Below are 25,346 nucleotides of genomic sequence, written 5' to 3'. Positions count from 1 at the left end.
TCCTGACGGAGCCTGGTTATAAACAAGACACCCCTGAACTTCATCAGGAGTGTCCTGTTTGTAGTTATAACGTATTCAACGTTTCATTGATCTTCTTCACAGCATCTGCGTCAGCAACATCTTCCTTCACAAATTTCTGACCGGTAATATTTTCGAACAGCTCGATATAACGCTCACTTACACTCTTGATAAATGCATCTGTCATCTCAGGAACTTTCTGTCCGTCTTTACCCTGGAAACCATTTTCCATCAGCCACTCTCTTACAAACTCTTTACTCAGCTGTTTCTGTGCTTCACCGGCTTTCTGTTTTTCTTCATATCCTTCTGCATAGAAGAAACGGGAAGAATCTGGTGTATGGATTTCGTCGATCACAACGATGGTATCACCTGCTTTACCAAATTCATACTTGGTATCCACCAGGATCAAACCACGTTTCTTAGCCATTTCTTTACCACGCTCAAATAATGCCAGCGTGTATTTTTCCAGCTGCTCGTAATCTTCTTTGCTTACCAGACCCTGGGCAATGATCTCTTCACGGGAAATATCTTCATCATGACCTTCATGCGCTTTTGTAGTAGGCGTAATGATCGGCGTAGGGAAGAAATCATTTTCCTTCATTCCTTCCGGCATAGTTACACCACACAGTACACGCTGACCACTTTTGTAAGTTCTCCAGGCATGACCGGTAAGGTTACCACGTACGACCATTTCTACCGGGAAAGTTTCGCATTTCACACCAATAGTTACATTAGGCAATGGAACAGATTTTACCCAGTTAGGTACAATGTCCTTGGTAGCTTCCAGCATAATAGCGGCTACCTGGTTCAATACCTGTCCTTTGTAAGGAATAGGACGGGGTAATACCACATCAAATGCTGAGATACGGTCACTTACTACCATTACCATCAGCTTATCCTCAATAGTGTATACATCCCTTACTTTCCCTTTATAAAATGCTGTTTGCTTGGGAAACTTGAAATTTGGCTCTAACATGAATAATTACCTATTAAAAATTTATTAATAAATTCCTTCATCCACCGGACGTTAACAGTGATATCAACAACCGGTTATGCATTCAGGTTCGCAAAAATACTTTAGGTAAACTTAATTATCTAAGAAAATTGGAAAAGCCTGCTGGTATTGCTATCAGCAAATTGGTGGATAATATTTAATATGTACTCGTTCTCAGGGTATTGGGTCAACCATTCCTTCACCATATTTCCCTGTGTCACCGCGGTATCCCGGGGAATATAGCCCATCCCGTAGAAGCGGCCTTTCTCCATCAGGATACAGCTTTGCTCTTCCGGTTCCCGCCCTTCATCTACAATAATAAAAGAGGGTTGCTGATGCTGCATATGGTTAATAGCCGCCTTCACCCGCAGGTTGTAGCTGTCTGCTTTCTCCGCTTTGTCACAGGCACCCCGGCAGGTATGGTCCGGAATAGGGGCACATTTGCCCTCTCCTTTCTGTAAGAAACAAAGCCGGGGACATAACTCAAACTCCCTGATCAGGCCGCGTAACATCTGATGCCCCTGTACCAGCAACGGAAAGGAATGCAATGGTGTCGTATACTTTCGCTTCTTTTCTATTGCCAGGCGCAGATATCCTTCCTGATCTTCAAAAGCATAGAACCCGAATTTGAACTCCACGTTCTTCTGGGAGCGGTTATACACCGGCCACAGACGTTTGATCTCCACACTCTCCAGGATGATGGCCATCAGTTCTGTACCGGTTACCTCGCAGGTAATGCTATGGATATTCCGGAGGAACTCCTGTCGCTGCCTGCTGGGGTTATTACCCGTAAAATGACTGTTTACCCTCTTTTTGATATTCTTAGCCTTGCCTACATATACCACTTTGCCTTTCTGGTCGTGGAAGTAATATACACCGGGAGATACTGGCAAATTAATCACCTGTTCCGGCGGAAGGTTTGGCGGTAAGAACTGTTCCTTGGAACTGGCATTCAATGCCGTTGCAATCGCTTTTTTATTATCCTGTTTCAGCAGTAAGTCAAAAAGGCGTACAGTAGCGGCAGCATCTCCGGCAGCGCGGTGCCGTTGTTCTACAGGAATTTTAAGCGAACGGCACAGGTTACCTAAACTGTAAGACGGTAAACCGGGAACGATTTTACGTCCCAGGCGAACAGTACACAGCTTTTTAGTACGTAAATCGTACCCTGCCTGTAATAAGTGATGTTGTATAAATGAGTAGTCGAAATTAACGTTGTGGGCAACAAAGATCTTATCGTGTAGCAAATCATAAATGTCTGGCGCCACTTCATCAAAAGGTGGAGCAGTAGCCGTCATTTCATCCGTGATACCGGTCAGCGATTGTATATAACGGGGAATAGGTACACCCGGATTCACCAGCGTTTCGTATTGCTGTACAATGGTGTGTCCGTCGTATATAAAAATGGCTATTTCTGTAATACCATTGGCGCCGGCATGACCACCCGTAGTTTCTATGTCAACAATAGCGTACATAACTCTCTCCTCTGCTAACAAATATAAAGTAATGCCAGAGGAATAAAAAAAGAGTTGTTAGCCCGAAGGAGAGACATTCCCGAACTCAACATTCCAATACTCCCTAAGACTAACAACTACCGTCTTTATTTTTTCTTTACTGCTTCATATACTGCCTTTGCGGAATCCTGGTGGGCTCTCAGCGTAGGCAATGTATTGGAAGCAAATGTTTTCAGATCCGGATCACTCAGTCCATCGGCGGCTTTCTCAAACATATTAATATTGTCTTTATGACCGCTTACCATCATATCCATGTAGTGCTTATCAAAATCCTTTCCTGATAACTTCTCCATATCCCTGATATGCTCCTGGTAATCATTACCTACGCTATCTGGCAGGGTAATGTTTTTGTTAGCAGCAATGCCTTTTAACTCATCACATGCTTTGGAATGATCACGCACCATCATGGCGCCAAATTCTTTTACCCGTGGATTAACGGCTTTTTCCTGAGCCAGTTTACCTAATCTTACTTCCAGCATACCACCATCGGCGGCTTTTACTGCAAAATCAGAAGACTCTTTATCTACAGGAGCCGTTTCCTTGTTTACGGCTATTGCGCTGTCTACTGCATCATCATGTTTGGCAGGGTTTGTACTACCACCACAAGATTGTAACATCCATGCAGCCATTAAGGCTGTTGCTAAATAAGAAACCCTTTTCATATATTCTTTTTTTGGTTTAACAATAAGAGCAGCAGCGCCTTGTATATAACAAGTAGTACTGCTGAATGTTGTATGTTTTGCAAATAAGAGACCAGTAATAAGAAATCCCCATTCATGGCGGCTTTAATGCTTACAGCTCTACAGTAATGATTATCAGCACAATGCGGTTTCCCGTAGATGCTTTTCCCCAGGTCATCAATTGCAGAACGCTCATTCTAAAATATATTTGGAACATTCGTTCTGTAATTCTACATTTGCATCATGGCTAGGAACAAAGCATTCGATCCGCAGGAAAAGCTGGAAAAAGCACAGGACCTCTTCTTAGAGAAGGGGTACAGCGCTACTTCTATGCAGGACCTGGTAGATGGGATGCAGCTTAACCGGGCCAGCATATACGATACATACGGCGACAAACACGCGCTCTTCCAGCAATGCCTGAAAAACTACGGGAAAGACAAACTGCTTGATTTCAAGCAATGCTGTAAAGAGACTTCTCCACTTGCTGCCGTAGAACATATCATGCGTACTACACTGGATAAACGTCAGGAAGGCAAAACCTGCCTGATGGTAAAGACCTCTTTCGAACTGGCATCTATGGATGAAGGGATCAGAGAGATGGTACAGCAACAGGCTAAACAAAGCATCGCTGTGTTGCAGGATTTGCTGGAAAAAGCAAAAGAACTGAAAGAGATACCGGCAGATAAAGACCCTGCCACCTTAGCTCAGTTCCTTTACGCCAGCTTCAGTTCTCTGTGGATGATGGATGTGCTGTTTAATGATAAACGTATGCTGGATAAACTGGTTGATCATATTCTTAACAGCGTCAGGCATTAGCCTTTTTTTTGCTCTATTTCCAGAACGATCGTTCAGGAATCACCCTTAAACACAACCACATGTACCCAACTTTATTTTCATCAGCAACTATAGGCAAATATGCCCTTTCAAATAAGGTAGTGATGTCTCCTACTATCATCAAACGCCGCACTACCAGTGGTATTCCGGACGATGCGATGGTAGAATATTACAGCATGCGTGCAGGCGCCGGACTCATTATCGCAGAAGGCTCCGGGCTTTCAGAGAACGGGATGGGACATGCACACATGCCAGGCATCTACAGCAAAGAACAGATAGCGGGATGGAAACGTGTTACCAGCGCAGTACATGCGAAAGGTGGTAAAATATTCTTACAGATCATGCACACAGGACGTATCTCCCACCCTGCCAACATGCCTGCAAGAACAGAAATTCTGGCACCATCTGCAGTAATGGCAAAAGGTGAAATATGGACAGATCTTCACGGATGGCAACCACATCCTACTCCCAGAGCAATGACTACCAGGGAAGTAGAACAAATGGTAAAGCTGTACGTGAAAGCGGCTACCCAGGCAATTGCTGCCGGTTTTGACGGAGTGGAATTACATGCGGCAAACGGATATTTAATGGATCAGTTTTTGCATCCTGAAGTAAACAAACGTACTGATAAATATGGTGGTAGTATTTCCAACAGGGTCCGTTTTATTCTGGAAGTAGTGGCTGCCGTAAGTGATAGTATTGGAAGAGATAAAACAGGGATTCGTTTATCTCCTTATAGCCAGATCAATGATCTGAAACATCATAGTGAAATAGATGCTACTTATGAATATTTAGCAGACGCGTTAGATGTATACTCCCCTTCCTACATCCATCTTGTAGAAGGAGAAACAAACATTCCGGCGATGCTGCTGGCAGGTATCAGATCACGTTTTCGTGGTACATTAATATTGAATGGGAATTTTGACGCAGTGCAGGCAGAACGTACAGTGCAGAGTGGATTGGCAGATTTAGTGGCTTTCGAAAATCCCTGTGAAACAGGGGCCTTCAATTAAACGGTAGGCTTCTAAAAAGCCGATCATTATATACAAGGACTCTTAACCGGGTCCAGCTAATTACACGTAGGCTGCATAAGCCGATCTATCATACAACGGCTCCTGACAGAGCCAGTCTACACTAACGAGGCTTGCCAAAGCCAATCATTATATAAAAAAGCAGCTGCCTCTTCACAACAAGAGGCAGCTGCTTTTTTTACAATAGCATTATTTCAGATCAGTATTCTCCCTGACATAATTAAGACTATTATCACTAATCATATATATTGAAAAAGTCTTTTCTTTGGACGGTGTATCTCCATCATAGCCCTGCCCTTTCCTTTCGTTTGAGTACACGACCACTTTATCACCCTTAGCTAGTTCATATGGAATAGGAATATATAGCTCTGCTCTTCCATCTTTTATTTTATATGGATAAATAATATCATCACTGGTTGTGCGGCCACTAAACTCTTTCAGATTAGTGCTATCAAGCTCCAACAGAATAACACCAAAACCATGATTAAGAGATTTTTTGATATTTAATACCTTCCCCCGGATAATTATGTTGTTATTTAATAGCACATCCCACTTATTATATTCTTTCGTGCTACCATGCCAGATAATAACAGCCATGAAAACAAAAAAGATAAGACCTATAAGATACCTGAATTTATACATATCAATTTTTCAAAGCATTAACTACTCCGTTTAAAACTTAATGTCGTTAAAAATCATTTTTCTCAGTCATCTCTTTTATAACCCTTTCTCTGTGCTGTTTCCCCCAGGAAGCCATTTCATCAATAATAGGTTTGAGCGTCCGTCCATACGCTGTTAGTTCATACTCAACTGTGATGGGTTTTGTATCCTGCACAGACCGTTTAATCAATCCATTTAATTCGAGTTCCTGCAACTCTTTTGAGAGCATCTTGGATCCTATACCTTCCACTACACGTTGGAGTTCCATAAATTGCTTTTTACCAGGTGCAAGGCACCCGATAATCATAACTATCCATTTCCCGTTCAGAATGTCCAGCGTATCATTGAATGCCTTTAAATGTTGCTTACAATCAGTGGGAATTTTTTCACCAATTATTTTTTTTCTCATCTTTTAAATCAATGTGCTTTATAAGAGGATAGTACTTTCCTTGTGTAAACTCATATAGCTTGTAAAGCTATGCTGATTAATTTTACGATTCATTGAAAACAAAAAAAATTCATGAAAGCGTTAAAAATTACCTATTGGATCACTACCGGCATTATTGTCTTACTGATGTTATTCTCATTTTATAACTATTTCTTTAATCCGGCCTTAAAGGATGCTTACGTGCATGTTGGATTTCCCGATTGGTTCCGTATTGAACTTGGAATTGCCAAGCTGCTGGGCGCACTGGCGTTAGGCATCCCGATAATCCCAGCGCGCATTAAGGAATGGGCGTACGTCGGATTTTTTATTAATTTCTTTTCAGCGTTCCTTTCTCATTACGAAATTGGCGATCCTGCATTTAATCAGATAACCCCGCTTGTTCTTCTCTTGATACTAGTGGTATCGTACATCACTTTCCACAAAGTGGTAGTTAAGTAAACGCCTGCATTTGCGGTCGGTACTCTTAGTGCCCTTAAATAAATTTATATGAATAAACCAATCATTATCTCCGGAGACGGAGCTGTCCCTGTCATCTCTGTAAGTCCGGTTATACTATCAGCACCGGGGCGTGGCGAGGATCTGCAGGTGCGGGTTTCCGCACCCATCACAGGAAATCAACTACCAATTATTGTCTTTGCACACGGCTTCGGTTCTTCATTGGATGGCTATGCTCCGCTCGTGCATTTCTGGGCGGCTCGCGGCTTCGTCGTGATCCAACCCACCTTTCTCGATTCAAGAACATTGGGCCTCAGTCCGGACGATCCCCGAAAACCTTTGATCTGGCGGTTTCGCGTTGAAGACATGAAGCGTATCCTCGATCAACTTGACTTCATTGAAGATGCTGTTCCTACGCTTAAAGGACGCCTCGACCAAACCCGCATTGCCGCAGCAGGGCATTCGTTTGGAGCCCAAACAACAGGGATGCTGTTAGGCACAAGAGTGATTGGTCCCGATGGTAGCTTAGGCGAAGATATGTCCGATCCCCGGATCAAGGTTGGTGTGCTGCTTTGCGCAGGTGGCCGAGGAGGCGAAGACCTTACCCCGTTCGCAGCTGAGCATCTTCCTCATCTGAACCAGAGCTATGCAGAAATGACTACGCCAACGCTCGTGGTTGCGGGCGATAAAGACTACTCTCCGCTGACCGTTCGAGGTCCGGACTGGTTCACCGATGCGTATACGCTAAGCCCAGGGGCTAGGTGGCTGGCTACGTTGTTTGGAGCAGAACATATGCTCGGCGGGATTTCCGGATATCTTGTCACTGAGACAACAGATGAAGACCCTGATCGGGTGGCCGCCGTACAGCAGCTTACCTGGGCTTACCTCCGCAGCGCGCTCTACCCCGAAGATCCCGCCTGGCCTGTGGCCTGCACCGCGTTGAATTCACTGGGTAAGGTTGAAGGCAAATAAGCATATAATCAAAACTTAAAAGGCTGTTTCATACATTAGAAACAGCCTTTCTTCATTTACAGGTTTTCTCTGAAAAAGGGAAGCAATTTATCAACTGCCTGACCTGTTGCTTCAGGTTGATCATATAAGTCGTAGTGGCTTGCTCCATGAACAACGTGAATGCTTTTATTCTTCGAAGCTGCTTTACCATACAATTCAAAACCATCTCTATAAGAACCAAAAGCTCCTACTTTATCTCCCACCACGATCAATAATGGCTGGGTTAATAATTGCTCTGCCAAATGGAAAGCATCAAAGGCCATCACAGATCCAACACTTGTAAAGCGAAGTTTATTACAAGCCGTAGGTTGTTGTCCTCTTGACGTTCTGTAATAATCCACTGCTTCTACGATATCTAATTCAGTTACACCTGCTTGTTTTGCTTCTTCGGGAGAATTCGGTATCCAGTTTGTAATCATTGAATCTGCTCCATTAGCTTCCGCTGTACGTTGTTTACCAACTGCTTCCAGTGTCTGAAGAGGATTCCCTTCACGATACGCACGACCAATATTTGCAGCTACTACTGTACCCACCGCTTTGATACGCCTTTCCGACATGGCAGCATTTACAGCATAACCACCACCTGCACAAACACCTAATACGCCGATACGGTTTTCATCCACAAAGTCCAATGTAGTCAGATAATCTACAGCGCAACGTACATCTTCCACACGGGTTGCAGGGTCTTCAATATAGCGGGGTTCTCCACCACTTTCTCCCTGGAATGAAGCATCAAAAGCAATAGCCACAAAACCTCCATCTGCTAATTTGGAAGCATACAAACCGGAGGTTTGCTCTTTAACACTGCTTCCGGGGTGTACGCACACTATAGCTGCATATTTCTTAGTTTGATCAAAATCTTTGGGGAAATGGATATTAGCGGCAACATCCCAGGTCCTGTTTTTAAATTTTACTGCTTGTAACATAACATACTTTTTTGTGAATAATCTATAACTCAAAGCTATTACGACATTGAGGGTCAGGGCTAAAGATTATTAAACAAATAAGTATGATTTTCAAACAATCCTTCCTTTCCGCAAAGAACTGGGTGTAATACCAGCTACCCGCTTGAAAAAATTATTAAAATAAGTCGGGTACTCAAAACCCAGGGCATAAGCAATATCTGCCACGTTCCAATCTGTATTAATTAATAGTGCTTTTGCCTCTGAAGCAATTCTTTCTGTAATATGATCCTTGGTAGTCTTTCCAGTGGTTTGCTTTACAGCACGATTAAGATGATTAGCGTGGATATTCAGTCTGTCTGCAAAGTCCTGAGGGTTTTTGATTGATAAAGACTGATGAGGATTGTCTATTGGAAATTGCCTTTCCAAAAGTTCAATAAACAGACCTGAGATTCTGGCAGATGCATTTGGAGCGGTGAAAAAATTCTCTGAGGGTTGTAATTTATGGGCTTCGTGAATAATCAGGTTGATATAGTTCTTGATTAATTCATCTTTATACTGGTATGCAGACTCCTGCTCTACAATCATTTTCTGAAAAATCGATTTGATGGACTCATAAGTAATCTCATCCAACGTAAATACAGGTGTGCCACCAATTTTAAAAAAGGGAGATTCCTGAAGACTTTTCAACCGCTCATTATTGTTTAAAAACTCTTCAGTAAAAATGCAGGTAAAACTATTCTGCTGTGCTGACTCTACAACCCAGGAATACGGTATGTGAGGCGTTCCAAAAAACAAAGTATACCTGTTCACTGAAACGCTTTTATCGGCATAATGAATAGTGCTTTGGCCATGGTGTAAGCAGATTTTATAAAAATCCCTACGTGAGTAATCCGGCAAACCCACAAACGTATCCTGCACCTCATAGATCTTGAAGCCTTTCAGTTTAAGATTGAGTTTCTTTAACTCTTCTGAACTTCCTAATGTTGCATCCACCATATCTCAAAGTTAAGAAAATTAAACAGATGGGGGTTCTGTGTTCCTTTCCAAACCATCCGCCACAAACACAGCACATTATAAAATATTGTCCGCTATTTAACAATCCATATTCCCATCTCCCCTTATCTTTGCCCCCATTGTTACCAAGTCAACATCTACATGAAGTTTAACCAGTTACAACACATATCTATTGCCGCTCTAAACGGTGACCCTCAAATGCTGAACATATTATTCAACCGTTACCGCCCGCAGGTGTACTCCGTCGCCTTAAGAATCCTCGGAAATACTCCTGCTGCTGAAGACGCTGTACAGGATGCCTTTATAACCGCCTATACAAACCTCCACCAGCTCAAAAACCCGGATGCCTTCCTTCCCTGGCTGAAAAGAATAACGGCCAACTGCTGTTACCAACTGTTAAGAAAAGAAAAGCCACTGAATGAGATCCCGGAAAACATGCAGCTGATTGATGAAAGTATAGAAAGGCATTTCGAGCAGCTCTCCCTGCGTGACGCGCTATTCACCGCCCTCTCCTTCCTGCCCGAAGCATTGCGGCATACCGTTATATTAAGATATCTGAGTGAGTTTAATACCTACTCACAGATTGCGGCTATCACAGGAGTGCCGGTGGGCACTGTAAAAAGCAGGCTGAGTGAAGGGAAAAAGCAGTTGATCAAGCATTGGAATAATCACCAGCATGCAGATGAACGTGAGTTTAAAAGCGCTCAATACTGGAATGGTCTGTACACTGAACTGATACCGGGCGTTTATCACGACATCGGTTACCTGCCCAAACTGCTGGATCATATCAATAATGATATGAATCTGGTATTCACCAGCGGCAAAACAGTACAGGGAAGATATATATTTGAAGATGGTATTTATGACGACTTTGAACATGGCAGTTGTATATCAGCCGTCAACTCCTGCATCAGCAGCGGCGATCTGTCCGTCATGCATGTTTCCTTTCAAAACTCTGCTGAACATCCCAATCACTGCCCTCCTGACTCATATTTAACCTTTTACCGGGAAAACGGGATTATATCAAGAATGCGCTTTTACCATGCATTACGCACTAACATACTGGCTACCAGTCAGTATTCATAATTCTCAAAAAAAATATATAGCTGTATCGAACTTTTTATACAATACAGGCATCTGGTATAAAATCTAAAACGGATAGCTATGATTGAATTACTTGCCAACATCCAGCCGATCGTATTGATTGTCTTACTGATCCTGATGTATAGCATTGAAAACCTCTTTCCTTACCTGAATCGTCCGGCTAACATAAAGCGGCATTACAGGCGGAATTTCACGGTTTCGCTGATTTCCTTTATTATGAATGCCGGACTGGGGATTCTGGTGGTAATGATCCTCGAATGGACCGCAAAGAACAATTGGGGTTTGCTGAACCATGTGAATATACCGGCCACTGCAAAAGTGATCCTGGGTATTTTACTATTTGATTTCGGAAGTTATCTTACCCATAACCTCCAGCACAAAGTACCTTTCCTGTGGCGCTTCCACCGGATCCATCACTCTGATCTGCATCTCAACGTGTCTTCTTCACTAAGGTTTCATCCCATAGATGCGATTGTGGCGCTATTTATTTACCAGGGTTTAGCTGTTGCCGTACTGGGCATTTCCATGACAACATTTGTCATCTATGGCACCATTGCACTACCCTTACTAATTATGCAACACAGCAATGTGAAACTGCCTGACTGGTTCGAGCGTATTGCGCGATTGGTGATAGCTACTCCCGGATGGCATAAAATCCATCACTCTGCTCATCGGCAACTGACGGACTCTCACTATGGAGATGTATTTACTTTCTGGGACAGGATCTTCGGTACCTGGGGGCATACACAACCGCATGAGATTACCTACGGACTGGATGAATTTAAAGAAGATCACCAGCAAAAAGTAAGTCATCTGATGGTCTCTCCTTTTAAAAAATAATTAACAAAAGGATGTATCAAAAGTATATTTTGATACATCCTTTCTTCCAATCAATGCCCTTTCGTGGCCGCATCAAACACGCGGCAGAAGTTACCTCCGCCTACCTTGCCAATTTCTTCTTCAGTGAAGCCGGTTTTTAACATCGCATCAACAACGGCGTAATAGAATCCAGCCTTCTGGTCTTTCCATGCTTCGTTTGTACGCTCACCAACACGGCCTTTATTTGGAGCACCATTATGTTGATTATCACCTTTGGGACCTTCGTTATGATTATCTCCTGGGGGACCATCGTTGTGTTTAATAGAATCTTTACCAGGGCCGCCACCAGGTCGCTGGCCAGGGCCACCACCGGGTCTGTTGTTCCCCGGGGTCAACTTGGTATCAGTACCGATGCAGACATGGTCAATTCCGATAACATCAACAAGAGCACGAACATTCTGTGCATACTCCAATGGAGAATCGGCCAGATGTGTCCATACGCCAATCACACCACCGGCATCAGCAACAACCTTTGCATGCTCCTTGCTAATGAGTCTTGGCCGCATCATGTTTGCCATGAACGGGTTCTGACCCACCCGGGAATCAAGTCCGGTGTGAGAGACAAGTACCGGACGGTTCGCCACTTTCAGCGCAGCGGCCACCGTATCCGCGCTGGCATGCGACAGGTCCACGAGTATACCCAGGCGGTTGCATTCCCTTATAACGTCCGCTCCGAAAGCTGTCAGTCCGCCAAAAACTGCGGGGTTAGTGAACACATCACCCAATGGCACGGATGCATCGTTGTCGTGGAGTAATCCGAGATGCCGCAAGCCCCGGTTGTATGCCACTCCGAGTCGCTCCAGATGTCCTTCTAGAAAGTGAGCACCTTCCACTGATTGAATGACATTTGGCTGGTGCTTCTTATGCGCACTGCGAAGGTCTGCCAGGTTCAGGGAACGCTTCATATGGTTTTGTTCCAGTTGCTTATCCATTGAAGCCAACCCGTTCAGGAACCGTTCATAGGCATCTCCGGGGTTTTGCAATTTTTGATAATCGACGGCGAATGTCATACAGATGGCAGATAAGCCCGACTGCTTCATCTCTCCGGCCAGGTCTATAGTTGGACCAGGCACCTCAGCTGTAGTGAGGGGGACATCAATATGATTGTGCGTGTCGATGCCTATAGTGGCAGCAACGATAGCAGCCACACGAGGATCCACTTCCCCGATAGTCCACCCCGCCAGTGGGTTCAGCATCATCGCAGCACCTGTACCAGTAACGGCGGTGAGAAACTCCCGCCGCGACCATGCAGATTGAGATTTAATCATAATTTCCAATTAAGTTTAATCCATGTCAAATTACGGGCATTAAAACCTATCAGGTATTGAATTATGATAAATGGAGGTGTACAATTCATCTGTAGAACAAGAGATACTGTCAGATATAATTATATGTCTTTAAAAATTTCATTTTTGCAGCAACTTTTGGGTAGTTGGTCTCGTCGGGGGAAGAAGGAACCGTAGGAAATAAATTCTATGAATTTATTTCCTACGGTAGCCAATGACAATTTGTTGCATAGCATAAGGACTTTGTCAATTGTGGCTATATTGAAGATTTACAGGAATCGGAATAGGATTCTTAGTATTCATGATACCCGGTGTAACATAAGCCAGTTTTAATTTAAAATCTTCATTCTTATGCAGATATTCTAAGCGTAGTGAATAAAATCCCTTTTCCAGAGGTAATATGTATGAATACGTCCTGTTGCTGTAAGAGCCATTCCATCGTATCAGTAACCGGTTATTAAGGTATAGTTTTGAACCTTTATCAGCATCCAGAACAAAAATATAATAACCATCTTCTTTTGTCTCCAATAATCCATCAATCACTAAGGCGAAATTATTTTGCTGTGGAAGTTTATCAGCATCAAAATCGGCACCTGTTATTCCTTCTTTCTGTGGTTTCAAGTCTTTAAAGTTTGTAGAATCGCCCCATTTTCCCTCATAATAAGCATAATGAAAGCCTCCTGATTGTACATCCTTTTGTTTTGAAACGGGCTTCAGTGTTTTTTCAGATATAAAATCACCGGTTTTGATCTTATCATACCTCGACCGGCTTGTAAACTGCTTCATAGTAACTTTAGCAGCATCAGTTAAATTAATCTCTGGTTGTATACTTGCAGACAACATGGTGGGTTCGCTTCCATCAATGGTGTAATGAACTTTTGTAGTATCACCAAAGTACCATATTTTAATGGGCTTATCTTTCAAAATCATACCATTCATTGGATGAAATTCAATTGAACCATTAGCCCATCCATAGGCAAACTTCAACCCGTCGTATATACTTTTTAGTCTTACCGAACTATGCGTTTCATCGGGGTACCTGACACTTTTCCAGCTTAGCCCTGCGGGAGCCATCTTCTTAAGGATGGTATCCATTGTAGCGATCTTCATTGTTTCATTTCCCTCTCTTCCACTTATGAACAACGTGATATTTAAACCTGCTAATGCAGGCAACTTATCAGGTGCGATCTTTTGTATGTAACTGTCATCCCACCAGAGACTGGGATCCACAGCAATGTATGTCTTAAAAGTTTTTGGCTCATTTAACATCGAATTGATAACAAACAAGCCACCTAATGAATGCCCCCAAAGCGTATTATCTCCATTAGAGGGATATTTTTCATTAATATAAGGTATCAACTCATTTTTGATAAAACCGAGGAAATTAGCACCACCTCCTGATGTTTTCCAACTATCCAAATGAGTTGGTGTGAGATCCTTATTACGGTCAATACCTAGTATACTTACAATTATTGTTGGAGGCATGTAGCTCTCTCCTTCTAAAAAATGCTGCACATTTTTTATCAAGCCCGTATTCCAGTTACCACCATCAAGCACATACAACACATCGTATTTATCAGTACTCCCTGGTTTATAGTTTTGAGGCATGAATATCTGTAAAAGCCGTTCTTCTTTTAAAATGTTTGAATGTAAAGAATCAAGTACTCCTATATCGACTATTCTCCTAACGGTATCTTGTGCCTGGCTCCTATTAGCCATACAGCTAATTATTAACAGGATAAGAAAAAAGAGGGATTTGTTTTTCATTCAATAAGGATTTAGCTGTTACGGCAAGATAATAAAAATACTTATTAAATGCAGCATGCTATAATTATAGGTAGTGCCTCAGTTTGATTACATAATCTTCGCGCGAGATGTTGTTGATCGATAAATACACCTTATCTGACGTGAATATTAGGTGAAGTTAAATTGAAAAACAAATGCTGAGCCCATATTCCAAAGCTAAATCAGAGAACTAAACAGTCAGATGCAGTGTATTTATCGATCAACAACATCTGCCAATCTACGCTGTCATACTGCCTAATTACAAGAGGCTGTCCAAAACGGACAGCCTCTGTTTTATTACCAGTGAAAGTATTGCTTCGCGTTATTATAACAGATATCCTGTATCACTTTCCCTACCCATTCAATATCATCGGGCAGCTCTCCCTGCTCTATTTCCTGCCCGAATAACTCACATACTATCCTTCTGAAATATTCATGTCTGGGGAAAGAAAGGAAACTTCTTGAGTCTGTGAGCATACCTACGAACCTGCTCAGTAATCCCATATTAGACAAGGCATTCAACTGTTTCACCATCCCGTCTTTCTGATCTAAAAACCACCAGGCGGAGCCAAATTGTACTTTACCTGCTATAGAACCATCATTGAAATTACCTATCATCGTTGCCAGTAATTCATTATCACTGGGATTAAGATTATAGAGGATAGTTTTAGCTAATTTATCCTGACTATCTAATCTATCCAGGAATTTTGCCAATGCTCTTGCCTGAGAGAAATCCCCTATAGAATCCCAACCGGTATCAGGGCCCAATAAGCGCATCATGCGCGAATTGTTATTGCGCAAGGCTCCCAGGTGATATTGCTGTACCCAGCCTTTTTCCCAATCCCATTCTGCCAGTTGTAATAACAAAGCAGATTTGAATTGTTTTATTTCAGATAATTGTAAAGCTTTTCCGCTTCTTACTTTAAGAAAAACAGCGGTTATTTCTGCATCTGTAAAATCCTCTGCATAGATTTCCTCTATCCCATGATCTGATACTGTACAACCCATTATTGCAAAGAAATCATGCCTGCTCTTTAAAGCATCCAGTAAATGCTGGTAAGTGCTGATAGTGATACCAGCAGTCTCTTCCAGTTTATTTAAATACTGATTATATTTAACAGGATCATCTACATTCATAGATTGATCCGGACGGAATGCGGGCAGAATAGGTATATCAAAACCTTCTTTGTTTAACTGATAATGGTGTTCCAGTGTATCTGCCGGATCATCAGTTGTACATACTACGGCCACTTTCATTTTCTTTAGTAATGTACGTGTACTGTAAGCTGGTAATTGCTCATTGCAGGTATCAAAAATTCTTCTTGCTGAGGATGGGTTGAGAATTTCATTTACACCAAAATAACGTTGCAGTTCCAGGTGAGTCCAATGATATAGCGGGTTACGTAAAGTATAGGGAACGGTCGTTGCCCATTGTTCGAATTTCTCCCAATCGCTTTTATCTCCGGTGCAGTAGCTTTCATGTACACCATTTGTACGCATGGCTCTCCACTTGTAATGATCGCCATATAACCAGGCCTGCGTAATGTTTTCAAACTTAGTATCGGCGGCTATCTGTGCCGGTGGAAGATGACAATGATAATCTATGATTGGCATTTCCTTCGCGAAGTCATGATACAATCTCTGAGCCGTAGCTGTGTTCAGGAGAAAATTTTCATCCAGGAACTTCTTCATTATTAATATTGATTAGCTGTTAGTAGTTTGTTTACAGAGATACGTAGGGACACACCTCTCTCTTGATTAGTCGTTACTAATCAGTTTTACAGAGATACGCCTCTCTTCCAGGGAATAAAATCATCCTGACCGTTAACCACAGATTTCGCGGGCGTAACACCACTGGCTACCTGTATTACGTAGTCGAGTATACGTTCTCCTGCCTGCTGGATGGATTCTTCTCCATCTATGATTGTACCTGTATTGATATCGATGATGTCCGGCATCTTGTTGTACAACTTTGTACTGCTGGAAACTTTCAGCACCGGCGCAACAGGATTGCCTGTTGGTGTACCCAACCCTGTTGTAAACAACACTATACTGGCGCCTGCGGCTACTTCTGCCGTTGTAGACTCCACATCATTGCCTGGCGTACATAACAGGTTTAAACCTGGTTGTGTTACCTTATCCGGATAATCCAGCACATCTACCACCGGTGATGTACCACCCTTTTTAGCTGCTCCTGCCGATTTTATCGCATCAGTAATTAACCCGTCTTTGATATTGCCGGGAGAAGGGTTCATATCAAACCCTGATCCCGCTTCTTCTGCCCTGCGCTGATATGTACGCATCAGGTCTATAAAACGCAATGCATCCGTATCCCTTACACAGCGGTCGCTCATTTCCTGCTCTACACCACATAACTCAGGAAACTCAGAGAGGATCACACTACCGCCCAATGCTACCAGCAGATCAGAAGTATAGCCGATAGCCGGATTCGCTGAAATACCGGAGAAGCCATCAGAACCACCACATTCCAATCCTATCACTAACTTACTCAGCGGCGCTGGCTGACGGGTAACTTTGTTCGCTTCCATCAAACCGGTAAAGGTTTGTTTTACAGCGGTAGAGATCAACTCCTGCTCCGTACCTATCTGCTGCTGATCCAGTATAAATAAAGGTTTGCTGAAATCAGGAGAGCGTTTCTTTATCTCATCCTGTAACATGGTTGCCTGCGCATTCTGGCAACCCAGACTTAACACCGTTGCTCCTGCTACATTAGCATGAGTGATATATCCAGCCAGCAGTCCGCATAATGTTTGTGCATCCTGCCTGATACCACCACATCCGCCTTCATGTGTGAGGAATTTAACGCCGTCCACATTTTCAAATAGACGGGCGTTCATCGCGCTGTTTTCCTTCTCTGTGTAAACTGTTTCCAGTATACTACCGGCATCTGCGCCACGTTTGTATTGTTCTGCCAGTTGTCTGGCAAAAGCTGCATATTTCTTAGGACGTCCGTATCCCAGTTCTTCTACCAGTGCTTCTCTCAGTACATCCACATTCCTGTTCTCACAAAATACCAGCGGGATGACCAGCCAATAGTTACCTGTTCCTACACTACCATCTGCCCGGTGAAAACCCTGGAAAGTACGTTGTTGCCAGGCGCTTACATCCGGCATATGCCAGGCTGTTTTCCGCTGTTCCGCCAGTTTGAAATCACTGGCAGCATGTTGCACATTGCCTACGGCTATGCGCATGCCCGCAGCCAGCGGTTGTTTTGCACGGCCTACCAGTACGCCATACATTTTGATGGCATCACCGGTTTCCAGTGCTGTTTCAGTGAATTTATGTTTGGCGGGTATATCTTCCTGTAATGTATAGATCTGCCCATTCTCTTCCACCATCTCGTTCTTTTTGAGATCTGTCAGTGCAACGATTACATTGTCCTGCGGGTGGACTTTCAATACCTTTCTTTTCATCCCTTCAATTTTAATATTTAGATCTTTCAGATCTTTTCTCTTATATTTTTGCGTTGTTTAGATCTCCGATAATTCTCCGGATACACGTTGTAATAAGCCTTTTACTCCTTCATTCAGCAAGGCGCCCAGCATCACTGTTACCATATGTGCAAACCCTTTCAACGCTGTGAGATCTGTTCCCCACAATGTTACATCAGACAGTACATCTTTCACCAGTACAGCCGGTTCCAAACGCTGCCATTTCTCTCTTAATAAAGCGGCATGATCATCTGTTACCTGCTCACTGTTGCGCATGAATAACAAATAAGTAGCAAAACCCAGCGCCATCAGCGCAGGCACATCCTGTGAACGCTGGTAATGTTTCTGTAAAATAGGTACTACCCTTGCCTTCATCTTGGAAGTATACTGCATGGTAATGCTGATCCAGCGGTGTTCTATGTAAGGATTACGGAAGCGGTCCAGTACACTACTGGTAAACCGCTGCGCAGCATCTTCCCTTATATAAATGTCAGTAATGGCAGGTACTAATTCAGAGCGCATCAGCGTAGAGATAAACCCTTCCATTGCAGGGTCACTCATCGCGGCTTTCACAGTGTCAAATCCTGCCAGGTAAGCCATGCCACAGGAGAGTGTATGTGTACCGTTCAGCAAGCGTAGTTTCAACTCCCGGAATACGTTAATATCTGGTACGATAACAACACCGTTATCAGTTTTCTCAAAAGAGAGTATTTCTTTCACTTTAGGATCATCTGCTTCAATAGCCCAGAGAGCATATACTTCAGACATGATCATCAGTTCATCTTTATATCCCAGTTCTTTTTCTATTGCTGCATGTGCAGCTGCAGGTAAAGCCCCTGGTACGATACGGTCTACCAGAGAATTACAGAAATAATTAGCCTTGCCCAGCCAGTTGATAAAATCTTTATCTAACTTATTTCTGGCTGCCAGTTCCAGTACAATATCTTTTAACTTATTCCCGTTATCTACTATCAGTTCCGTAGGGACGATCACCATTCCTTTACCACCATGTTTATAACGGTGTAATAAGAACGCCAGTAACTTACCCGGGAAACTTTTAGGCGGAGCCGCATGTACGTCATCCTCTGATAAAGTAATACCTACTTCTGTTGTATTGGAAATAATGATTTCCATTTCAGGATTCTCTGCACATTTCAGGATAGTCTCCCATTCTGTTGCAGCAGATAATACCCGGCTGACAGCCGCATTAACGATGTACTCTTTTGTTTTATGGTCCTGCATGCACAGGGTGTAGAGGTTATCCTGTTTCGCATAAGCATCCGTATCACCTTTGTCTGTAGATTTTACTACTACCACACGGCCGTTGAATACACCCTGCTTGTTTGCTTTATCTATAAAATAATCCGGTAACCCACGCAGTAATACACCGGTACCAAATTGTAACACTTTCTCCGGCTGATCTGTATTAACAGGCAGTTGAAGATTTTCCTTTTTGTTGACAGTTGAAAGCGAGCCCTTATTTAATTGCATATCAGGATTATTATATATCAGGGAACTCCTGACGGAGTCAAATAAAAATATTAGATTTTTCCTACAAACACGTAACTCCTACGGAGTCTTAATTAGTGTTTTGCCTGTTTAATCAACCAGTCAGCGAGATCCGTAGCTGCCTGGTAATTTTCAAATTCCGGTGTTAAACGTCGCCCATCCAGGTATTCATTATAGAACCAGGGATCACCTACCGCAAACACAGTACCCTTGCCTATTTTCGCGACTGCCATAATCACATCCCCTTTATTGGAATATAACGCCGTTGCCGGTGAAGAGACATTGATAGTAGACAACTCCTTGATGTAAACTTTCTTTGTATTCGGGAATACCGCATTACCCGCAGGGATATATAATGCTCCCTGCTCAAACTGAGTACCTATTACATGGTTTTTACTATCTTCATTGAAGTGCATACCAAAACGCTCTGTAAGCGTGTTAAATCGCTTTATTTCGGCATTTCCGGAATCGTTCTGCATAATCACCAGTATACCACCCTTTTTCACCCAGTTATAGATCTCTTCCGCATCTTTCGCATTCATGTAATTCGGCTTCGCCGTTTCTTTCTCCGTATCCGGGTCTACCATCAGGAAAATATTTGTATGGGCCAGACTGGCAGCCGTTGGCGCCTCCGATAACATGTTAGTACGAACGCCTTTGTTATGGAAAATATGCCCCCATAAAGAATAGCCACCATTATCCATTTCCGTCCACACATAATGCCAGGATGATTGCTGTCCACCAGCATCTTTCCGCCATTCATTGTTAAAGTAATTATCAATAGAGATCGTTAGTCCTTTACCGGTCTTAGGAATAGCCGCCATATCCAATTCATTAGCGGCCATCATATAGGCACCTACACCTTTGGGATCATTCTCTACTACCTTTTCGCTCAGGTAATACTCATAACTGCCATCGCGGTAAGGGTCTCCGCCTAATCCGGCTACACTCACCGTTCCTTCCAGGTTTACACCACCTTCAGTGGCTGGTTTAACAAACTGCTTAGTGATACCTTTAAAGCCCTTCTCTGCCACCGGCAGGTAAGTAGCAGGCAAATACCCCAGACGCACGGCCTTGGCCAGTGCATACACGAACATGCAGGATGCAGATGCTTCCAGGTAATTGCCTTTCCCTTTGGGCTTATCCAGGATCTGGTACCAGCAGCCGGAAGCCGGGTCCTGGTATTTCTGGATAGCGGTAGCGGTACGTTTTAAGATCTGTAATAAGCTATCCCTGCCAGGATGATTCGCCGGGTAAAACTCCAGCACATCTACCAATGCCATACCGTACCATCCCATTGCACGTCCCCAGAAGTTGGGAGAGCGACCGGTGGTCTTATTCGCCCAGCGCTGCTGGCGGGATTCATCCCATCCGTGATACAACAGCCCTGTATTAGCATCGCGGGCATGCTGCTCCATCAGCACAAACTGGCGGGTAATGTCGTCAAAGGCTTTGTCTTCATGGAAAAGCGCTGCATATTCCGCGTAAAAAGGCTCTCCCATATACAGGCCATCCAGCCACATCTGGTAAGGGTAACGCTTTTTATGCCAGAAGCCCCCGTCGTTAGTACGGGGCTGACTCCGCAGCTGATCCATTAAATGGGCCGCTGCCAGATGGTATTTCTCATCGTTTGTTACTTTGTATAACAGCAGTAAGGAACGTCCGTTTTTAATATTATCGATGTTAAAATCATCCTGTTTGTAAGTAGCGATATTCCCTTCTTTATCTACATAATGGTCCATACCCTTCTGGATATAGCGGAAATACTTTGCATCACCGGTATTCTTCCATAGCCCGGCAAAGCCTTCCAGTACCACTCCCTGGTCATAAGCCCAGTGAGCGGGCCTGCCTTCTACCTGTAGTGAATCTTTCCATAAACGCATCATGGTAACAGCCATTTGCGCGGATTGCGCAAAAACGGAGCCTGTGCCAGTCATCAGTAAAAGAAAAAATAACGTGGTCCTTTTTCTCAGCATCTTGATAATTTTATTGTTTTACACCTTTGCTATCCTGCACATTGATCTTCCCGCTATCCGAAGTTATCAATTTCACATGGCTTAAGCTGATATTATTAGCCGCAATTACATCGCCGGCCTTATCCGCCTTTATTACCACCCCTTCAAGATAAATATCGCTGATAGCCATCTCGGGTAATCCTCTTATAAAAATAGCTTTGGCAGCCCCATAACATACTACATTGCTGATGTGAAAATCCCGGAACCGGGGAGTTGCTTCTGTGACCGGGAATAATTCCACTTTAGGCGTTTCCCTTTTATCTCCCACTAATACTACCGGATCTTTAGCCATATAATACATATCAAACAAGATAGCTTCCGCAGGTATATCTTTCATATTGATATTATTCACGTAGATCTTCTCTACGATACCACCCCTTCCTCTCGTAGTTTTAAAACGCAATCCTATATCCGTACCCAGGAAAGAACAGTCAGATACATAGATATTACGCGCACCTCCGGACATCTCACTACCTATCACAAACCCGCCATGCGCATGATACACTGTACAGTTACGCACGATCACATCTTCTGTAGCTATGCCACGTTTACGCCCCTGCTCATCTCGTCCTGATTTAATACAGATCCCATCATCCCCTACATCAAACGTACTGCCTTCAATACGCGCATAACGGCAGGACTCTAAATCCAGTCCGTCTCCATTCTGTGCATACCAGGGGTTTTTAGCATATATATCCCTGATGGTAATATGCTCACATAACAGCGGGTGAATACACCAGGCAGGCGAGTTCTGGAAAGTAACTCCTTCCAGTAATACATTCTTACAGGAAGCAATGCTGATCATATTCGGACGCAGGAAATCCTTGATATCATTATAATCCGCAGCTGTTTTACCAGGAGCGATTACCCCTGCCAGTTTAGTACTATTTCCTTTGAGAGATTTAGCGGATGGATACCATGTTTTATGGTCCTCTCCTTCTATCCCACCAGACGCGATTAACTTACTCCATTGGGATTCCGTTAACTTATCTTTCTTCACTATTCTCCAGGCATCTCCACCTCCATCTAAAATCCCCTTACCGGTAATTGCAATATTTTCTGCATTCACCGCAGAAAGCGGTGCCTGACAACGGAAAGCTTTTAACCCTTCGTAAGTTGTTTCCACCAAAGGATACTGATCAAAATCTGTTGTGAATTGTAAGATAGCATTAGGCGCCAGATATAGATTTACATTGCTCTTTAATACCACAGGCCCACTGAGCCAAAGTCCCGGAGGGATCATGACTACTCCCCCGCCTTTACTACTGCTGGCATCAATAGCTGCATTGATACTTTTACTGTTCAGCGTTACTCCGTCAGCCTTTGCTCCGAAAGTTACTATGCTGATAGTATCTTTTTTAAAATGGGGTTCGTAAATCTCTGGTAAATCAAAGCGGTACTTCCCTTCGAATCCTGTTGTTAACAGGTATTTCTCTAAACCAATATGTTTGTCTTTTATCTCAGCGGCTACGAGTCCGGCTACCAGTGTAGCGCCATAAGAAGAGAAATGTGTGTTATCAGTAACACCGTTGGGCACCGCTTTATAATGACCCGCGGGTGTTGTTTTGAACAACCTTTCAGAACCTTGTACCCCCTGTTTTACAATCAGCGCTTCACTGCTTTTTTGTAAATCTATCAGCGGTACTTTGTATGCTGCGGCTACTTCTCTAACTACACCCGGGTATTCTCCATGCTGGTCTACAAATGCGCCTGCACTATCGAATTTGCGACGTTCTACCGGCGTTATTAATACAGGCGTAGCTCCTTTTGCACGGGCTTCTTTTACAAAACGCTCCAGGTTTTCTTTATACGCTCCATGAGGTGCTGCGTAACGTGTAGCATCTTCCTTCTTGGAATCGTTATGTCCAAACTGGATCATCACCCAGTCTCCTGGTTTTAACTGTACCAGTACACTATCCCAGCGGTGTTCATCTATAAAGCTTTTAGTACTGCGCCCGTTTACTGCGTAATTCTTTATCACTACCCCCTCCTGAAAAAACACAGGGAACAGCTGCCCCCAGCCTCTTTCAGGGTTACCTTCCAGGGGCTTATCTGCCATAGTGGAATCTCCGATCATAAAGATCCTTGTCTCAGGCTGTATCCAGCTGATCAACGGGAATAATAAAGCTAATAAGTAGTATTTCATAATTATTGATATCCTATATTTTGAGTAAACTCTGACTTGTTCGTCACTGCATCTATCTGATCCTGCGGGATAGGTCTCAACACATGATAAGGTTGAAAATACTTTGCCGCATCCGGGCTCTTCTTAATACGATCCGCTAACTTCCCGGTACGTTTCAGATCAAACCAGCGGAGCTGTTCTCCTACCAGTTCACGCGCCCTTTCATCCAGGATAAAGTCTAAAGAAATATCCGCAGCGCTAATCACCATTTCCGCTTCATGACCAGGCACCGCTGCCCGTTTACGGATCACATTAATATAGTCAGCAGCTTTGGACGAATTATTCAGGTTAAACTGTGCTTCGGCAGCAATGAGATACATCTCAGCCAACCGTATCACAAATGCATCACGTGAACTTTCTTCTTCACCCACAGCAGCTCTCGTCGGATCATCAAACTTCTGCAAAGAAACATAATGGGTGCGATCTTTCCCACCTTCATCCGTATTATAAGTTGTATTACGGTCATACACCCTGTAGTTCTTACCGGTAGCATCCACCACATACTTTGAACAAACCACAGCTGTATCACCCAGTTTCATCCCAGCCGGCGCTGTCTTTATGTTATTACACAGCCACACCGACTTAAACGTCGCATTATATCGGCTATCCACCTGCTCATTAAACAGGTTCAGCAGGAATAAACTTGGCATATACCTGTTAAAAGGACGACCATTTAAAATATCCCGCTGCATCCCTGGTAAATCATCATACTTCATAGCAAACATCAAATGCCCGTTGTTCGCTCCTCTCGGATGACCACCAGGATACAAAGAAGCATCCACCCTGTCATCAAACACTAAATTCTTCATATAATTAACGGCCCACACTACTTCTTTATTCTGCAGATTATCCATGCGCCATAAATCTGCATACTTAGGCAATAAAACAAAACTATAATTATTGATCACCGAATCCGCCAGTGCAGCAGCACGTGCATTCAATCCCCTTGTTAAACACATACGTGCCAGGAAAGCCTGTGCCGCTGGTTTAGTCGCACGGCCATAATCAGTAGTAGTAACGGGTAAATTATTCACCGCTGTTTCAAGATCGCGGAAAATCAACGCATAGAAACTATCTACTACTGTACGGTTAGCAGTTGTTTCCACACCACTCGTTTCTGTAACTGTGAAATGCACACCACCCCACATCTCTACGATATGCCAGTAGTAAAAGGCTCGTAAAAAATGCAGTTCCGCATTACGAATAGCTTTTTTATCGTCAGCATAACCGGCTTTATCTATCCTGCCTAAACCGGTATTACAAAGATTGATCGCTGCATATAACTGTTTCCACAAACCACTCACCACGGTATTGCTTGCCTGTAAATTATAATATTGGGTAAGATCAATGTATTTATCTCCGGTACCACTGGTCCAGAGATCTGTACCCATTTCAGACAGACTATACCCTTCTTCTTTCCCATACCACCAGCGGTTATACGAATAAGCGGCATTGACTAATGTCTCAAAACCATCAGGCGTACTAAATACCTGGTCTGTAGTTAATCCGGATGGATTATATTCTTCTAACTGTTTGTTACACGCCGCCAGTAAAGCAACGCTGAGTAACATGATTATAATGCGTTTCATT

At 43.3% G+C, this 25,346-nt stretch carries 22 protein-coding genes; 7 read left to right on the top strand and 15 right to left on the bottom strand.

The window, feature by feature from the left end:
• Window positions 1-64: 64 nt before the first annotated feature.
• From BMW86_RS23425 to BMW86_RS23415, 3 genes are all read right to left on the bottom strand, one after another.
• The gene (locus BMW86_RS23425) at window positions 65-994 is read right to left on the bottom strand and encodes a phosphoribosylaminoimidazolesuccinocarboxamide synthase (RefSeq protein ID WP_089784480.1); all 930 of its coding nucleotides are present in this window, start codon (window positions 992-994) and stop codon (window positions 65-67) included.
• 119 nt (window positions 995-1,113) lie between these two features.
• Window positions 1,114-2,484, bottom strand: a complete 1,371-nt coding sequence (locus BMW86_RS23420; RefSeq protein ID WP_089784477.1) for an exonuclease domain-containing protein — start codon at window positions 2,482-2,484, stop codon at window positions 1,114-1,116.
• Window positions 2,485-2,609: 125 nt separating this feature from the next.
• Window positions 2,610-3,185, bottom strand: a complete 576-nt coding sequence (locus tag BMW86_RS23415; RefSeq protein ID WP_089784475.1) for a DUF4142 domain-containing protein — start codon at window positions 3,183-3,185, stop codon at window positions 2,610-2,612.
• A 261-nt stretch (window positions 3,186-3,446) separates the two neighbouring features.
• On the opposite strand from BMW86_RS23415, the gene BMW86_RS23410 reads away from it, so the two are divergent.
• On the top strand, window positions 3,447-4,019 hold the full coding sequence (locus BMW86_RS23410; RefSeq protein ID WP_089784473.1) for a TetR/AcrR family transcriptional regulator: 573 nt from the start codon (window positions 3,447-3,449) through the stop codon (window positions 4,017-4,019).
• Between the two features lie 59 nt (window positions 4,020-4,078).
• Window positions 4,079-5,050 (top strand): alkene reductase, encoded by a 972-nt coding sequence (locus BMW86_RS23405; protein ID WP_089784471.1) that lies wholly within the window; start codon window positions 4,079-4,081, stop codon window positions 5,048-5,050.
• A gap of 207 nt (window positions 5,051-5,257) precedes the next feature.
• Here the strand turns inward: BMW86_RS23405 and BMW86_RS23400 are convergent, their stop codons facing one another.
• Both BMW86_RS23400 and BMW86_RS23395 read right to left on the bottom strand, forming a co-directional pair.
• Window positions 5,258-5,665: a hypothetical protein gene (locus tag BMW86_RS23400; protein ID WP_143056671.1), complete on the bottom strand. Its 408-nt coding sequence runs from the start codon at window positions 5,663-5,665 to the stop codon at window positions 5,258-5,260.
• Window positions 5,666-5,756: 91 nt separating this feature from the next.
• A complete protein-coding gene (locus tag BMW86_RS23395) occupies window positions 5,757-6,137 on the bottom strand; it encodes a winged helix-turn-helix transcriptional regulator (protein WP_089784467.1) in 381 nt (126 codons plus the stop codon).
• 111 nt (window positions 6,138-6,248) lie between these two features.
• On the opposite strand from BMW86_RS23395, the gene BMW86_RS23390 reads away from it, so the two are divergent.
• Both BMW86_RS23390 and BMW86_RS23385 read left to right on the top strand, forming a co-directional pair.
• The gene (locus BMW86_RS23390; protein WP_089784464.1) at window positions 6,249-6,614 is read left to right on the top strand and encodes a DoxX family protein; all 366 of its coding nucleotides are present in this window, start codon (window positions 6,249-6,251) and stop codon (window positions 6,612-6,614) included.
• Between the two features lie 48 nt (window positions 6,615-6,662).
• Complete coding sequence (locus BMW86_RS23385; RefSeq protein WP_089784462.1) at window positions 6,663-7,583, top strand: alpha/beta hydrolase family protein; 921 nt, start codon at window positions 6,663-6,665, stop codon at window positions 7,581-7,583.
• Window positions 7,584-7,639: 56 nt separating this feature from the next.
• On the opposite strand, the gene BMW86_RS23380 is transcribed toward BMW86_RS23385, so the two are convergent.
• A complete protein-coding gene (locus BMW86_RS23380) occupies window positions 7,640-8,548 on the bottom strand; it encodes an alpha/beta hydrolase (protein WP_089784460.1) in 909 nt (302 codons plus the stop codon).
• A gap of 90 nt (window positions 8,549-8,638) precedes the next feature.
• The gene (locus BMW86_RS23375) at window positions 8,639-9,523 is read right to left on the bottom strand and encodes a helix-turn-helix domain-containing protein (RefSeq protein ID WP_089784458.1); all 885 of its coding nucleotides are present in this window, start codon (window positions 9,521-9,523) and stop codon (window positions 8,639-8,641) included.
• A gap of 216 nt (window positions 9,524-9,739) precedes the next feature.
• On the opposite strand from BMW86_RS23375, the gene BMW86_RS23370 reads away from it, so the two are divergent.
• A complete protein-coding gene (locus BMW86_RS23370; protein WP_177189369.1) occupies window positions 9,740-10,627 on the top strand; it encodes an RNA polymerase sigma factor in 888 nt (295 codons plus the stop codon).
• A gap of 78 nt (window positions 10,628-10,705) precedes the next feature.
• Window positions 10,706-11,485, top strand: a complete 780-nt coding sequence (locus tag BMW86_RS23365) for a sterol desaturase family protein (protein WP_089784454.1) — start codon at window positions 10,706-10,708, stop codon at window positions 11,483-11,485.
• Between the two features lie 50 nt (window positions 11,486-11,535).
• Here the strand turns inward: BMW86_RS23365 and BMW86_RS23360 are convergent, their stop codons facing one another.
• Complete coding sequence (locus tag BMW86_RS23360; protein WP_255373014.1) at window positions 11,536-12,597, bottom strand: dipeptidase; 1,062 nt, start codon at window positions 12,595-12,597, stop codon at window positions 11,536-11,538.
• A gap of 37 nt (window positions 12,598-12,634) precedes the next feature.
• Between BMW86_RS23360 and BMW86_RS33230 the strand changes: the two genes are divergently transcribed.
• Window positions 12,635-12,781, top strand: a complete 147-nt coding sequence (locus tag BMW86_RS33230; protein WP_255373016.1) for a hypothetical protein — start codon at window positions 12,635-12,637, stop codon at window positions 12,779-12,781.
• Window positions 12,782-13,056: 275 nt separating this feature from the next.
• On the opposite strand, the gene BMW86_RS23355 is transcribed toward BMW86_RS33230, so the two are convergent.
• The 7 genes from BMW86_RS23355 to BMW86_RS23325 form a co-directional block, all read right to left on the bottom strand.
• Window positions 13,057-14,529 (bottom strand): alpha/beta hydrolase-fold protein, encoded by a 1,473-nt coding sequence (locus BMW86_RS23355; protein ID WP_177189368.1) that lies wholly within the window; start codon window positions 14,527-14,529, stop codon window positions 13,057-13,059.
• Window positions 14,530-14,892: 363 nt separating this feature from the next.
• A complete protein-coding gene (uxaC, locus tag BMW86_RS23350) occupies window positions 14,893-16,287 on the bottom strand; it encodes a glucuronate isomerase (RefSeq protein WP_089784448.1) in 1,395 nt (464 codons plus the stop codon).
• An 86-nt stretch (window positions 16,288-16,373) separates the two neighbouring features.
• Window positions 16,374-18,029, bottom strand: coding sequence for a UxaA family hydrolase (locus BMW86_RS23345; protein ID WP_089784446.1), 1,656 nt, complete (start codon window positions 18,027-18,029; stop codon window positions 16,374-16,376).
• A 57-nt stretch (window positions 18,030-18,086) separates the two neighbouring features.
• Window positions 18,087-19,538, bottom strand: coding sequence for a tagaturonate reductase (locus tag BMW86_RS23340; protein WP_089784444.1), 1,452 nt, complete (start codon window positions 19,536-19,538; stop codon window positions 18,087-18,089).
• 92 nt (window positions 19,539-19,630) lie between these two features.
• Window positions 19,631-21,532, bottom strand: coding sequence for a glycoside hydrolase family 88 protein (locus BMW86_RS23335; RefSeq protein ID WP_089784442.1), 1,902 nt, complete (start codon window positions 21,530-21,532; stop codon window positions 19,631-19,633).
• A gap of 10 nt (window positions 21,533-21,542) precedes the next feature.
• Window positions 21,543-23,717, bottom strand: a complete 2,175-nt coding sequence (locus BMW86_RS23330) for a glycosyl hydrolase family 28 protein (RefSeq protein WP_089784440.1) — start codon at window positions 23,715-23,717, stop codon at window positions 21,543-21,545.
• Between the two features lie 2 nt (window positions 23,718-23,719).
• A complete protein-coding gene (locus BMW86_RS23325) occupies window positions 23,720-25,345 on the bottom strand; it encodes a RagB/SusD family nutrient uptake outer membrane protein (protein WP_089784438.1) in 1,626 nt (541 codons plus the stop codon).
• Window position 25,346: the final 1 nt, after the last annotated feature.

The sequence above is a fragment of the Chitinophaga sp. YR573 genome, from assembly GCF_900110995.1.
In the GTDB taxonomy this organism is placed as follows: domain Bacteria; phylum Bacteroidota; class Bacteroidia; order Chitinophagales; family Chitinophagaceae; genus Chitinophaga.
The sequence above is the reverse complement of the archived record's forward strand: the minus strand, read 5'-3'. Positions and strand labels throughout refer to the sequence as shown.

What these genes read in the sequence shown, in the direction of transcription:
- BMW86_RS23405 (WP_089784471.1), top strand. Translation starts at nt 4,079, where the DNA reads ATGTACCCAACTTTATTTTCATCAGCAACTATAGGCAAATATGCCCTT.
- BMW86_RS23345 (WP_089784446.1), bottom strand. Translation starts at nt 18,029, where the DNA reads ATGAAAAGAAAGGTATTGAAAGTCCACCCGCAGGACAATGTAATCGTT.
- BMW86_RS23400 (WP_143056671.1), bottom strand. Translation starts at nt 5,665, where the DNA reads ATGGCTGTTATTATCTGGCATGGTAGCACGAAAGAATATAATAAGTGG.
- BMW86_RS23335 (WP_089784442.1), bottom strand. Translation starts at nt 21,532, where the DNA reads ATGCTGAGAAAAAGGACCACGTTATTTTTTCTTTTACTGATGACTGGC.
- BMW86_RS23425 (WP_089784480.1), bottom strand. Translation starts at nt 994, where the DNA reads ATGTTAGAGCCAAATTTCAAGTTTCCCAAGCAAACAGCATTTTATAAA.
- BMW86_RS23330 (WP_089784440.1), bottom strand. Translation starts at nt 23,717, where the DNA reads ATGAAATACTACTTATTAGCTTTATTATTCCCGTTGATCAGCTGGATA.
- BMW86_RS23410 (WP_089784473.1), top strand. Translation starts at nt 3,447, where the DNA reads ATGGCTAGGAACAAAGCATTCGATCCGCAGGAAAAGCTGGAAAAAGCA.
- BMW86_RS23385 (WP_089784462.1), top strand. Translation starts at nt 6,663, where the DNA reads ATGAATAAACCAATCATTATCTCCGGAGACGGAGCTGTCCCTGTCATC.
- BMW86_RS23355 (WP_177189368.1), bottom strand. Translation starts at nt 14,529, where the DNA reads ATGGCTAATAGGAGCCAGGCACAAGATACCGTTAGGAGAATAGTCGAT.
- BMW86_RS23365 (WP_089784454.1), top strand. Translation starts at nt 10,706, where the DNA reads ATGATTGAATTACTTGCCAACATCCAGCCGATCGTATTGATTGTCTTA.
- BMW86_RS23340 (WP_089784444.1), bottom strand. Translation starts at nt 19,538, where the DNA reads ATGCAATTAAATAAGGGCTCGCTTTCAACTGTCAACAAAAAGGAAAAT.
- BMW86_RS23380 (WP_089784460.1), bottom strand. Translation starts at nt 8,548, where the DNA reads ATGTTACAAGCAGTAAAATTTAAAAACAGGACCTGGGATGTTGCCGCT.
- BMW86_RS23390 (WP_089784464.1), top strand. Translation starts at nt 6,249, where the DNA reads ATGAAAGCGTTAAAAATTACCTATTGGATCACTACCGGCATTATTGTC.
- BMW86_RS23415 (WP_089784475.1), bottom strand. Translation starts at nt 3,185, where the DNA reads ATGAAAAGGGTTTCTTATTTAGCAACAGCCTTAATGGCTGCATGGATG.
- BMW86_RS23325 (WP_089784438.1), bottom strand. Translation starts at nt 25,345, where the DNA reads ATGAAACGCATTATAATCATGTTACTCAGCGTTGCTTTACTGGCGGCG.
- BMW86_RS23375 (WP_089784458.1), bottom strand. Translation starts at nt 9,523, where the DNA reads ATGGTGGATGCAACATTAGGAAGTTCAGAAGAGTTAAAGAAACTCAAT.
- BMW86_RS23370 (WP_177189369.1), top strand. Translation starts at nt 9,740, where the DNA reads ATGCTGAACATATTATTCAACCGTTACCGCCCGCAGGTGTACTCCGTC.
- uxaC (WP_089784448.1), bottom strand. Translation starts at nt 16,287, where the DNA reads ATGAAGAAGTTCCTGGATGAAAATTTTCTCCTGAACACAGCTACGGCT.
- BMW86_RS23420 (WP_089784477.1), bottom strand. Translation starts at nt 2,484, where the DNA reads ATGTACGCTATTGTTGACATAGAAACTACGGGTGGTCATGCCGGCGCC.
- BMW86_RS23395 (WP_089784467.1), bottom strand. Translation starts at nt 6,137, where the DNA reads ATGAGAAAAAAAATAATTGGTGAAAAAATTCCCACTGATTGTAAGCAA.